The organism is Telmatospirillum siberiense, assembly GCF_002845745.1.
In the GTDB taxonomy this organism is placed as follows: Bacteria; Pseudomonadota; Alphaproteobacteria; order Rhodospirillales; family Magnetospirillaceae; genus Telmatospirillum; species Telmatospirillum siberiense.
Map to the genome: position 1 here is coordinate 1 of NZ_PIUM01000050.1, position 12,117 is coordinate 12,117.

Sequence of the window (12,117 nt, forward strand, 5' to 3'; positions counted from 1 at the left end):
GGGCGGGGCCATTCACCACATCGATGAGGCGGTTCATCGCACCTTCGTCGAGGCCGAACAAGGCGGCGAGCCCGAACCGGCGGGAGACCGACCGCAGGATATCGATCTTCGTCGGCAGCGTGGCGAGCGGTGACGCCGTTTGCGCCGGTGCCGCAGCGGCTGGCGGCGGTGGGACGGATGGCTGCGAACGGGATTCGTCCGGCGTGACGGGCGCGGCTTGTTCCTTGGGAAAAGCCAGTTCGGGGAAGGGCGTCTTGGCGGCCTTCACCAGCGCTTCGATCTCGGAGACCTCGCGATATTCGAGAATCTGCGAACCCAGTTGAGTGACCACCGAGACGGGAAGCGAGGCGTAATGCGGAATGAGGCTGACCTGCCAGTCGAACAGGAGATGGGACCGCATCGCCTGGTAGAGGGCGTCGGCCCGGCTATATTCACGGACGACGGGCCTCGCCGGCGGTGGCGGTTTGAAGGCGCCGAAAATCACCGCGAACAAGCCCGGGGTCTTGGCCTTTTGCGCCGCGGGCGCCTTGCGGATGATGACGAGGCGGGTCCGGAAGTGACGTTTGGCGACGGCACGCACGACAAGCGTGACAACCTGGCCCAGGGTCCGTCCGCAGCTCAGCATCTGTTCGTCGCTGGTGACGGGATGGGCGTCGGGGCCGATCATCAGGCCCTGGAACAGCTCCGGCTTGGTGCGGAACTCCCGGAAGCAGGTCGCCGCCACGGCGGGGCTGCTCATGATCCGCTCATAGGCATCGCGCCTGGTCCTTGCCCGCAAATCGGGGACCAGTTGGCGGAAAACATCGGTCACCGGGCCACGTAAGACGCCGTTGATGCGGCCGATGGTCCTGGTGTTCTCGTCGGTGGCGGCGCGAGCGGTCATACCGGCAAACCCATCCATTGCAAGCCCGGCAAGCATCATATAGATGTCGGCTGGGACATTCCTGTGACGAACGTCACCTGGTGACGGGAATTATCCAGGGGACGCCTGCCGAAAGGCCTCTCGCCGGATGACCTGGGGTATGAGCTTTGTGCTATCCTGTCCCGCAATGGAGAGCGGCTCCGAGCGAGATCTCGGGGATTTTAAGATAAGGGAGTTCGGGGAATGCGCGTTTTTTCGAGGCGGTGGGCCGTCTTGGCGCTGTTGGCCGGCGGTGTCGCGATGGCTGCGGGCCTGACGGCGTCCCCGGTCGCGGCCCGCACGGTGGTGTCGGTCGGCATCGGCGGCGGTCCCGGCTGGTATGGGCCTCCGCCGCCTTATTATTACGCTCCGCCGCCGCCGGTGTATTATTATCCGCCGCCGCCGGTGTATGTCGCGCCCCCCACCACCATCGTCGTTCCGGCTCCGGCTCCGGCCGTACAGGGGCCGGCGCCCGCCGCCACCTGGTATTATTGCGACGACCCCAAGGGCTATTACCCTTACGTCGCCAACTGCAACACCGGCTGGCGGCCGGTGCAGCCGACAACGCCCCAGCAATGATGCGACTCGCATGAGTTCGATGAGCGGGACGGCGTGAGGCGGATCCATGGGTGATCTCGTCGATTGGCATGCCCATTGGGTGCCCCCGGAGGTCGTCGCTCTGCTCAGTGACCGCGGCGCCGAGCCCCGCGTGGTGCGCGAGGCGGGGCAGCGTTTCATCGTCACCGGGCCGGGACGGCGCCAGCCGCTGCGGGAGGTGCAACTCGATATCGCCGCGCGGATCGCGGAAATGGACAAGTGCGGCGTTCAGCGCCAAGTGTTGTCCCTGGCTGTCGTTCTCGGTCATTTTATGGCGCGCCTGCCAGCCGTTCTCGAATTGCCGCTGGTGGCGGCGGTCAATATCGGGCTTGCCCGTCTCGTCTCGGCGCGTGGCGATCGGTTTTCCGGGTTGGCGAGCCTGCCCATGGCGCATCTGGAGGAGGCCCCGGCCATCCTGGAGAAGGCCGTCACCGAACAGGGACTATTGGGCGCCATCCTGCCCGCCGACGCTTTCGCCGACAAGGCGGCGGCCTCGCGCCTGAAGGACATTTTCGCGGTGGCGGATCGTCTGCGCGCCCATCTTTTCATCCATCCGGGGCCGCTGCCCGGCGGGCTTTCTCCGTCGGCCGCCGGCGACGAGGCGCAAATGGTGCGCCGCCGCGCCGTCGCTTTCCAGGACAGTCTGACGGCGGCCGCCATCACCTTCGAATTCACCGATTTTCTCGATCCCTATCCGAACGCCGTCGTCCATCTGGCCAATCTGGGGGGAACCATCGCCTTTCTGGCCGAGAGAATCGCCATGACGGCGGAGCGGATGGAACTGCCCGCCGGGCTGGCCGGAGGGCGCCTGCGGCGTATCTTCGTCGACACCGCGTCTTTCGGTGCGCGCGGCGTGACCCTGGCGGCCGACGTCCTGGGCGCCGAGCGCATGGTCTTCGGCACCGATTCACCGGCCTTGCGGATCGCCCCCGCGTTGCGGGGCCTGGAGGAGGCCGCCCTGGATGGGCCCGCCGCCCGGGCCATTCTGGAGGGGCGTGCCTTCGATGCCATCGGGTGAGTGCGATTGCCTTGGGTGTTTTCTTCATCATCTTGACCAAAATCCGTCGAGCGGATATGTCTGAAGCTTGCTGTTCGACCCCGTCACATCCTGATCGCCGTCCATCGCGTCGGGTTGTCGAATTTTCGAAAGGGCTACCTGTCGACATGGGTTGCGCTGCTCCCGCGTTTGTTGTTTTCATCTGCCGCGCACCGGTCCGGGGATGATACCGGCGCCTTTCGCACCCGATTTGCCGTCATTCGACCGCCGCCGGCTGCTTGCGATGCTGGAACAGCGGTTGCCGGACGTTTTTCCGGCGGCCGGCGCCGTGATCAGCGTGAGCGTGCCGCTGGGCGAAATGGCGATCAGCACCATGCCGCTGCATCTTCCCGACATCTGGTCTTGGGCTCGTCCCGCCGAGGGACTGACCCTGATCGGCCTGGGGGCTGCGCTCCATCGGGAATTCGCCGAATCCGCGGCCTTGGCCGCCGCCGTGCGCGGCCTCGACTGGCGCTGGATGGGGACGGGCGACGATCCGCCGGTCTCCTTTCTGGGGCATGGCTTCGGCGGTGAGGATTCCGCCGGATTGCCGTGTGGGCTGCTGCGCATTCCCCGGCTCCTGCTGCGCCAGCGGGCGGGGCGGACCGATATGGTGTTCAGCCATGCCGGCGAGGGGGACGGCGAGGCGGTCCGCCGCGACTGGCTCGACGCCGCCGACCGTTTGTTGCTGGCCCTGCTGACTCCGATGCCGGAGTTGTCCGAAAATTGCCTGACGCGTGTCGATGAGACACCGGATGCCGAGACGTTTCATCACCGGGTCCGGGCGGCGACCCGGGCCATCGGGGCCGGCGACGTCGAAAAGGTGGTGCTGTCGCGCCGCGTGACGATGGCGGGAAGCCGGCCGTTCGTTCCAGCCCGTCTGGCCGCGGCCCTGGCCGAACAGCATCCGACATGCGCCATCTTCACCGCCGACTTCGGCTCGCGCGTGCTGGTGGCGGCCAGTCCCGAGCGTCTGGTGGCTTGCCATGGCGGGCGGATCGAGAGCTATGCCCTGGCCGGCACGGCCCGGTGCGATGCGGATGATCCGTTCCTCGGCGGGCGTCTTCTGTGCAGCGCCAAGGATCGTCTCGAGCATCGCCTGGTCGTCGGCTGGATCGCCGACGCACTGGGCGGATTATGCGAGACCCTCGATGTCCCGGCGGAGCCGAAGCGGATGACGCTGGGCAAGCTGCAGCATCTCTGGACGCCGATTTCCGGTACTTTGCGGGAGGGGGCGGATCTGTTGCAGGCGGCGGAGAGGCTGCATCCGACGCCGGCCGTCGCCGGATTGCCGCTCATCGCGGCGCGCAAGCTTCTGGAGACGCTGGGGGAAAGCCGGTCGGGCTGGTACACCGGCGCCACCGGTTGGATCGACCGGCGGGGGGACGGCGAGTTGGCCGTCGTGCTGCGTTGCGCGCTGCTCAACGGCTATCTTGCCGAATTGGCTGCGGGGGGCGGTATCGTCGCGGCATCGCAGCCGGAGGCGGAGTTTGCGGAAACCGAACTCAAGCTGCAGACCATGCTGGACGCGTTGCGGGTCGCCTGAGATGGAATCGCAAGGCCAGATCAACGGGTCCTGGGCCGAGGCGCTGATCGGAGGCTTGGCCGCCGCCGGAGTCGCCCGGGCGGTGATTTCGCCGGGATCGCGCTCGACCCCTCTCGCCCTGGCTTGCCTGCGCCATCCGTCGTTGAGCTGCCGGGTCCTGCTGGACGAACGGACCGCGGCCTTCTTTGCCCTCGGGTTGGCCAGGGCGGAAGGCCGGCCGGTGGCGTTGATCTGCACGTCGGGATCGGCGGTGGCCAATTGGCATCCGGCGGTGGTCGAGGCGGATCTGGCCCGCTTGCCGCTTATTCTTCTCACCGCCGACAGGCCGCCCGAGTTGCAGGACTGCGGAGCCAATCAGACGATCGACCAGCGGGGTATTTTCACGGCTCAACTGCGCGCCTGCCATTTGTTGCCACCGGCCGAAGTGGAGAGCGATTGGCTGGTCCATCTGGCGGCGCGGGCGGTAAGCCAGAGCCTGTGGCCCCTGTCCGGTCCGGTGCAGATCAACGTGCCATTCCGCGAGCCCCTGCTGGCGCCGTCGTCGCAGAGCGCGGAATGGGGGAAGAGCGGGCCGCGCGTGGTCTTGCCGGAGCTGCTTCCTCCGGTCGCGGAAATCGCCCGGCTGGCCGATTTGTGCGGGGACGCGCGGGGCGTCATCGTCGCCGGCGCCGAACCCCTGCCCGCCGAACCGATCGTCCGGCTGGCGGCGGCCCTAGACTGGCCGATCCTCGCCGATCCGCTGAGCGGCCTGCGGTTCGGCACTCACGATCTGAGCCGGGTCATGGCGGCTGCCGATACCTTCCTGCGCGGCGGTGCCCTGGCCGCCGAATGGGTCTTTCGTTTCGGCGCCTTTCCGGTTTCCAAGCCCATCGCCACCTGGCTGAAGGCGTCGGAGGCCCGTCAGGTGTTGATCAGCCCCGACAGCCGCTGGGCGGATCCGCAGAGAGCCGCCGAAATCGTCTTCCATGCCGATCCGGGCGCTTTCGCCGAGGCTTTGACCGGAGTCGTCCGCCGTCCGGCGCCGCGAGGCTGGCAGACGTTGGTGCGAACTTCGGAAACCTCGGCGCTTCGTCTGGCGGCGCGTCACCAGCCTCCGGAAGCGGGCGCCTTGCGCTCGGTGCTGGATTTTTTGCCGGAGGACGGTTTACTGTTCGTCGGCAATTCCATGGCCATCCGTGATCTCGACAGCTTTTCGGGGACGGTGGCCAAACGTCTCTCCGTGCTCGGAAATCGCGGGGCCAGCGGCATCGACGGCAATCTGGCGAGCTTTTTCGGCGCCGCCGCGTCAGGACGCTATGGCGCCGCCGTGGCCGTGGTCGGCGATCTGACCTTTTTGCATGATCTGGGCGGACTGGCGGCGGGACAGGGAATCAACGCGGTGATCTGCGTCCTCGACAATGGCGGCGGGGCGATCTTCGAACATTTGCCGCAAGCCGGGCTCGCTGAATTCGAGGCCGGCTGGCTCACTCCCCAGAAAGCCGATTTCGCCGCCGCGGCGCGCGTCTGGGGGCATGCCTACCACCGGGTCGACGCCGATCGTTTCGACGCGGCCCTGGCCGAGGCTCTCGACGCGCAGGGCGTTACCATTCTTCATTTTCCAATCGACCGCGCCGCCAGCGTCGCCCGGCATCGGGCATTGTGGGCCGGCGCCCAATCCCTTTAAGGAGAGTACTCCCATGACCCAATGGACCGCCGTCGAAGGTCAGGCTTTCACCGATATCCTTTATGACCGGACGGAAGGCATCGCCCGCATCAGCATCAACCGGCCGCATGTGCACAATGCCTTCCGTCCGGAAACCCTGGTCGAGGTGATGAAGGCGCTGCGCCATGCCCGCTTCGATCCCGAGATCGGCGTGGTGATTCTGACCGGCGTCGGCGGCAAGGCCTTCTGTTCGGGCGGCGACCAGCGGGTGCGCGGCGATGACGGCGGCTACAAGGACGAGGAGGGCGTGCATCATCTGAACGCGCTCGATCTGCAGCGCGAGATCCGGACCTGCCCGAAGCCGATCGTCGCCATGGTCGCCGGTTGGGCCATCGGGGGGGGCAATGTGCTCCAGTTGCTTTGCGATCTCACCATCGCCGCCGATAATGCCCGTTTCGGTCAGACCGGACCCCGGGTCGGCAGCTTCGATGCCGGTTTCGGCGCCGGTATCCTGGCCCGGACCATCGGTGTCAAGAAAGCCAAGGAAGTCTGGTTCCTGTGTCGGCAGTACGATGCCCAGCAGGCCTTGGAGATGGGATGGATCAATACCGTGGTTCCCCTGGAGCGGCTGGAGGAGGAGACGGTGGCCTGGTGCCGTCAGATGCTCACCTTGTCTCCGACGGCGCTGCGCGTGCTCAAGGCGGCCTTCAACGCCGATAGCGATGGTGCAGCGGGAATCCAGGAATTGGCCGGTAACGCCACCGCCCTGTTCTACATGACGGAAGAAGGCCAGGAAGGGCGCGACGCCTTCCTGGAGAAGCGCGCCCCGGACTTCAGCCGGTTTCGCCGCCGGCCGTGATCCGGATGAGCCGCATCGTCACGGCCCGGGTCGTTCCTTACGATCTGCCCTTGAAGCGGCCGTGGCGGATGTCCGGCGCCGAAGTCCGCTCCCGACGGGGATGGCTGGTGGTCGTGGAGACCGCCGGCGGGCTGCGCGGGTTCGGCGATTACGTGCTGCCGCCGACACAGGGAGAACCGGCCGGGGAGGAGGACGCTCTGCGCCGGCTCGCGCAGGGGCGCGTCGGTCTGGACCTGGCCCTGTCTTGCGAGGATCTGACGGTTATTGCGCCGGCGGGCTGGGCGGTGGAATGCGCTTTGCTCGACGCCATGGCGCGTGAGCGGAATTTGCCGCTTTGCCGGTTATTCGATGCCGAGGCGCCGACGCGCGTCGCGGTGAACGCCGTGGCCGAGGCCGACGGCGTGACATCCGCCGCCGGGCGGGGGTACCGCGTGATCAAGATGAAGGTCGGCAAGGCGGATCCGTCGGAGGAAGCCACTATGCTGACGGCCCTGGATCTACCGGCCGGCATCCGATTGCGTCTGGATGCCAATCGGGCCTGGTCATGGGATGACGCCAGCCATTTTCTCGACCGCATCGCCGGTCTTCCCGTCGAATCGCTGGAGGAGCCGTTGCGGGAGCCGACAATGGCCGGCCTTGCCGCGCTTCAACGGCGGACGACGATCGATCTGGCGCTCGACGAGAGCCTGCCCTCGCTTGGCCCCCTCAGGGTCATCGAAGAGGCGCCGGTTCGCCGGCTGGTTCTGAAGCCGGCCGGGTTGGGAGGCCTGCGGGCGAGTTATGCCTTGGCCTCGGCGGCCAAGGCGGCGGGTATGACCTGCGTGGTGACCTCGGCCCTGGATTCCGCCGTCGGCGTCGCGGCCGCGGCCCATCTGGCGGCGGCGGTGGACGGGAGCGGATTGGCGCATGGCCTGGCGACCGCCGAATGGCTGGCCGCCGACGTCGCGCAGGCGCATTCCGTGCGGGGCGGATGGATGGATCTCGGAGGGCGGGGGCTGGGAGTGACGCCCGAAATTTAGCAGCCTGTTAGAAGGGCGGCCATCTCGCGCAACGCCGCGCGGTCCAGTTTGCCGCCCTTGTTCATCGGCAGGGCGGCGGCTTTCACCATGGCGCGGGGGCGCTGATGGGATGGCACATGCGCGCGGCACCAGTCCAGAAAGTTGGTTTCCTCCACCGTTCCGACCACCACCGCGACGAGAAGGTCGCCCCAGGTCGGGTCCGGGCGGCCGGTGATCCCGATGGCGGAGACGCCAGGACAATGGCCGGCGATGTCCTCGACGGTGGCGGGATGGACGTTTTCCCCGCCGCTGATCAGCAGATCGTCGGCCCGCCCGAGGACCCGCAACAGCCCGGATGGATCGAGCCCTCCCAGATCGTTCGTCTCGAACCAGCCGTCTTCGGTCAGGCCATCGCCCGGCCGGAGCTCGGGATTGACGTAGCCCGCCATCAGCGATGGGCCGCGGACGCGGATGCGGCCGGCGGGAGAAGTGCCGATTTCCAGTCCCGGTAACGGCTCTCCGGCCATTCCGGGATGCCAGTCCTCGATCCGCACACAGGTGGCGGCCTGGGATCCCACTTCGCTCATGCCATAGCTGGGGCAGATCGGCCAGCCGGCCGCGGCGGCCTTTTCGGCAAGAGCGGCCGGAAGCCCGGCCCCCCCGATCAAGGCGCAGCGTAATCTTGGCGAGGGGCGGCATCCGGCGTCGAGCAACTGCGCCAGCATCGCCGGAACCAGCGAGACGTGGGTGACGAGGCCCGCCTCGATATCGGCGGCCACCGTCGGCAGGTCGAAGCGCGGATGCAAACGCATGCCTGCCCCGGCCTCAAGGCAGCGGAACATCACAGACAGGCCGCCGATATGATAGGTCGGCAGGCACCCCAGCCAGACGTCGCCCGGGCCGATCGGCAGGCGTTGCCGGGAAGCACGGACCGCGGCGGCCAGATTGGCGCCGGTCAGCATGGCCCCCTTCGGGGTGCCGGTGCTGCCGCTGGTGGCGATGATCAGATGGACCGAGGCCGGATCGGCCGCTCGCTGGGGAGCATCCCGGGGAAGGGTTTCGGGCAGGCCGATCCGCCGTCCGATCGCCGGATCGGCTTTCCCGTCATCGCACAAAACGCTGACCACGCCCGCCTTGGCGAACAGGGCTTCGATTTGTTCTTGTGTCAATTTCGGGTTCGCGGGAAGCAGGGGGATCCCCGCCCGTGGCCCCGCCAAAGCCAGGCGGACCAGGGTTTCGGCATGGGCCGTGACGCAGCCGAGCGGCCGCGCCGGCGCCAGCTCCTGGTCCAGCAGCGTCTGGGCCAGGCCGTCGATTTGGTGATCGAGCGCAGCGAAGGTGACCGTGCGGCCTTCACAGATCAGGGCCGTTTCATCGGGTGTTCGGCGTGCCTGCCGGCGCAGCCAGGCTTCCGGGCAGCTCATGACGCCTTGGTGCCGATGTGCAGGCAGGCGATACCGAAGCCCAGATTGCGATAGCGCACATCGGCGAAGCCGGCGTCGCGGAACAATCCGCTCATGGTCTCCTGATCGGGGAAGCGCCGGATCGATTCGATCAGATAGGTGTAGGCCTCGGGCGCCTGGGCGATCCAGGCCCCCAGTCGGGGGATCACCAGAAAGGAAAAGGCGTCGTAGAACGGGCGGATCAACCAATGAGGCTTGGAAAATTCCAGGCAGAGGAGACGCCCGCCCGGCTTCAGGACTCGATGCATTTCCGCGATGGCCGTTTCGAGGTGGGTCACGTTGCGGATGCCGAAGGAGATGGTCAGCGTGTCGACGCTGCCGTCGGCGAAAGGAATCGCCTCGCCTTCCGCCGCCAGCCAGGAGACATGTGCCGTGTCGGCGCGTTGGCGGCCGGTTTCCATCATCGCCAGACTGGGGTCGCAGACCACCACGCGGCGATCCGCTCCGGCCATTTTGGCGGCGACGCCGCCGGTGCCGCCGGCGAGGTCGACGATGACCTGACCCGCCGAGGCCCCCGCCGCCCGCACCAACAGGCGTTTCCACAAGCGGTGAATGCCGAACGAGGTGATGTCGTTCATCAGGTCGTAATGTCCGGCGATGGCAGTGAAGACGTGGCGGATGCGGTCCCGACGTTCCTCGGGGGGCACCTGGCTGAATCCGAAACTATTGTCGAGCTTGGTCATTTCGATACGGAGAATTTAAAGGGGTGAGACGTCATTGCTAATCCAGTTCCTCGCGAGCGGTGCGTTTTTGAACTTCGGAAACGGAACCCGGCTTTCGAGGCGGCGCCACCCTGCCCGATGCGTTGGTTTCGGGCAATTCCTTTCATTCGACACGATCTAAATTTTGTTATTCAGACGGTAATCGATGGTGGAATATCATGACAAAATATAATCCGAAGACGGCCTGATCCGGGAAGAGCCAATGGAGGATTTGTCCGGTTTAAAGAAAATAAAAAGGCATGTTTGACAATTTGAAATCGTCCAATTTTAATGTCTTTTTCTAACGTGCTGAGAGTTAAGGGGAATTCGATGGCTTCCTTCGGGGCGGCGAGCGCGGTTTCGCATATCAAGGTCGGCACTAGAATTTATGCAGGATTCGGCCTTGTTCTCCTTTTACTCGCAGGAATTGGCGCTATCGGAGCGCGCGGTTTAACCAACAGCCAGCGCGCTTATGCCGATTACGCCAGGGTGGCCGCGGAGGCTAACCAGGCATTGGCTATCGGCGGGGACGTCACCGAGATCAGACGGCTGGCCCGCGGTTATTTTTATACCAACAGCCCCAAAGAAGTCGCCGCCATGCGGGAGAGAATGGGGGTGATGCGCAAGAAGATCGATGAGGTTTTGACGATTGTCCAAAATCAGGAACGGCGCCAATCCCTGCAAATAATTTTAAAAAATCACGATGAATTCCTCGTTGGTTTGGACAAAATCGCCGACATAAGAGGGCGTTATAATAAGGAATTTAATGATCATCTCGATCCCCTCGGGACCGCAATCGAACAGAAACTGGAGACGTCCCTGGAGTCCGCCCGGCATGGCGGCGCTCATATCTTCTCCGGGCAAATCGGCGGGGCCGCGCGTGACTTCCTGAAAGTGCAAGCCGCCGTCCACCGCTTTGCCATGGGCAACGATCTGTCCGTCGCCGAGGAGGTTCGCAAGAGTCTCCGGCAGGCCCAGGATGGTTTGAACGCCCTGGTCAAGGTGGCGCCCGACGCGGCGGCCCAGGAGGCCATGGAGGAGATCCGGAAATCCGGCGATAACTACGGCGCCGCCGTCGAGCAGTGCATCGCGCTGAAATCCGAACTCAACGGATTTTATCTGGGGGCTTTCACCAATGCCGGCCAGGCCATGGGCAAAAGCGCGACCGATATCGAGCAGTCCGCCTCGCGCGAATTGACCACGCTGTCGCAGCAGACGTCCGAGGCCATCAACGACTCCGTCCGCTGGACCGTCGTGCTGAGCGTGACGGCGTTACTGTTCGGAGGTGCGCTGGCTTGGCTGATCGCCCGCGGCATCATCCGCCCGCTGGTGGACATGACCGGAACGATGCGGCGCCTGTCCGAAGGCGACAAGACGGTCGATGTGCCCGCATTGGCCAATCGCGATGAAATCGGCGACATGGGGCGCGCGGTGCAGGTGTTCAAGGAAAACGCCATCCGCATGGCGCAGCTTCAGGCCGAGCAGGCGGAAGCGGAAAAGCGGGCCGAAACGGAACGCCGGAGGGCGTTGCTGGGATTGGCCGACGATTTCGAATCGCAGGTGAAGGATGTGGTGAGGGCCGTCGCCGCCGAGGCCAATGAATTGCAGGCGACGGCGAGTTCGCTGTCGGCGACCTCGGAGCAGGCTTCCCGCCAATCGACGGCCGTGGCCGCCGCCGCCGAGCAGGCCTCGGCCAATGTGCAGACGGTGGCCTCCGCCGCCGAGGAACTGGCGGCGTCGATCGGCGAGATCGGCAGCCAGGTCAGCCGTTCCGCCGCGATGTCGCAAGCGGCGGTGACCGAGGCGCATCGCACCAACGAGCTCGTGGTCAGCCTGGCCGCCGCGGCGCAAAAGATCGGAGACGTGGTCAATCTGATCACGGATATCGCCAGCCAGACGAACTTGCTGGCTTTGAACGCCACCATCGAGGCGGCGCGCGCCGGAGAGGCCGGCAAGGGGTTCGCCGTGGTCGCCGGCGAGGTGAAAAATCTCGCCAATCAGACGTCGCGGGCCACCGAGGAGATCGGACAGCAGATCGGTGGCATTCAGGCCGCCACGTCCGAGGCGGTGAAGGCGATCCAGGGTATTACCGGCAGCATTACCGAAATCAACGAGGTGGGCACCGTCATTGCTTCGGCCGTGGAAGAGCAGGGGGCGGCGACCCAGGAAATCGCCCGCAACGTGCAGCAGGCGGCGGCCGGAACCCGCGACGTCACGGCAAACATCGGAGACGTGCAGCGGGCCTCGGGAGAGACGGGGCACGGCGCCAGCGAAGTGCTCGATGCGGCACGGGATCTGTCGCACCAGACCGAAACCCTGAACGACAAGGTGGATGCCTTCATTCGGAGTATTCGCGCCGGTTGACATAAAGCGG

The 12,117-nt window shown here is 65.9% G+C and carries 9 protein-coding genes and 1 pseudogene; 7 read left to right on the forward strand and 3 right to left on the reverse strand.

Annotated elements, in window-relative coordinates; translation table 11 throughout:
- Positions 1 to 883: pseudogene (locus tag CWS72_RS25870) on the reverse strand (hypothetical protein); the annotation flags it as partial.
- A 222-nt stretch (positions 884 to 1,105) separates the two neighbouring features.
- Between CWS72_RS25870 and CWS72_RS25875 the strand changes: the two are divergent.
- The 6 genes from CWS72_RS25875 to CWS72_RS25900 all read left to right on the forward strand — a co-directional run bounded on the left by CWS72_RS25875 (position 1,106) and on the right by CWS72_RS25900 (position 7,600).
- Complete coding sequence (locus CWS72_RS25875; protein WP_101253556.1) at positions 1,106 to 1,480, forward strand: hypothetical protein; 375 nt, start codon at positions 1,106 to 1,108, stop codon at positions 1,478 to 1,480.
- Positions 1,481 to 1,526: 46 nt separating this feature from the next.
- Positions 1,527 to 2,516, forward strand: a complete 990-nt coding sequence (locus tag CWS72_RS25880) for an amidohydrolase family protein (protein ID WP_101253557.1) — start codon at positions 1,527 to 1,529, stop codon at positions 2,514 to 2,516.
- Positions 2,517 to 2,718: 202 nt separating this feature from the next.
- The gene (locus CWS72_RS25885) at positions 2,719 to 4,080 is read left to right on the forward strand and encodes an isochorismate synthase (RefSeq protein ID WP_101253558.1); all 1,362 of its coding nucleotides are present in this window, start codon (positions 2,719 to 2,721) and stop codon (positions 4,078 to 4,080) included.
- Between the two features lies 1 nt (position 4,081).
- Positions 4,082 to 5,743 (forward strand): 2-succinyl-5-enolpyruvyl-6-hydroxy-3-cyclohexene-1-carboxylic-acid synthase, encoded by a 1,662-nt coding sequence (gene menD, locus CWS72_RS25890; RefSeq protein WP_101253559.1) that lies wholly within the window; start codon positions 4,082 to 4,084, stop codon positions 5,741 to 5,743.
- Between the two features lie 13 nt (positions 5,744 to 5,756).
- Positions 5,757 to 6,581, forward strand: a complete 825-nt coding sequence (gene menB, locus CWS72_RS25895) for a 1,4-dihydroxy-2-naphthoyl-CoA synthase (RefSeq protein ID WP_101253560.1) — start codon at positions 5,757 to 5,759, stop codon at positions 6,579 to 6,581.
- Between the two features lie 5 nt (positions 6,582 to 6,586).
- A complete protein-coding gene (locus CWS72_RS25900; RefSeq protein ID WP_101253561.1) occupies positions 6,587 to 7,600 on the forward strand; it encodes a mandelate racemase/muconate lactonizing enzyme family protein in 1,014 nt (337 codons plus the stop codon).
- On the opposite strand, the gene CWS72_RS25905 is transcribed toward CWS72_RS25900, so the two are convergent.
- Together CWS72_RS25905 and CWS72_RS25910 are read right to left on the reverse strand one after the other, a co-directional pair.
- Positions 7,597 to 9,003, reverse strand: a complete 1,407-nt coding sequence (locus tag CWS72_RS25905; RefSeq protein ID WP_101253562.1) for a class I adenylate-forming enzyme family protein — start codon at positions 9,001 to 9,003, stop codon at positions 7,597 to 7,599. The genes CWS72_RS25900 and CWS72_RS25905 overlap by 4 nt on opposite strands.
- The gene (locus CWS72_RS25910) at positions 9,000 to 9,725 is read right to left on the reverse strand and encodes a class I SAM-dependent methyltransferase (RefSeq protein ID WP_101253563.1); all 726 of its coding nucleotides are present in this window, start codon (positions 9,723 to 9,725) and stop codon (positions 9,000 to 9,002) included. The genes CWS72_RS25905 and CWS72_RS25910 overlap by 4 nt, the downstream gene beginning before the upstream one ends.
- A 348-nt stretch (positions 9,726 to 10,073) precedes the next feature.
- Between CWS72_RS25910 and CWS72_RS25915 the strand changes: the two genes are divergently transcribed.
- Positions 10,074 to 12,107, forward strand: a complete 2,034-nt coding sequence (locus CWS72_RS25915; protein ID WP_158240827.1) for a HAMP domain-containing methyl-accepting chemotaxis protein — start codon at positions 10,074 to 10,076, stop codon at positions 12,105 to 12,107.
- Positions 12,108 to 12,117: the final 10 nt, after the last annotated feature.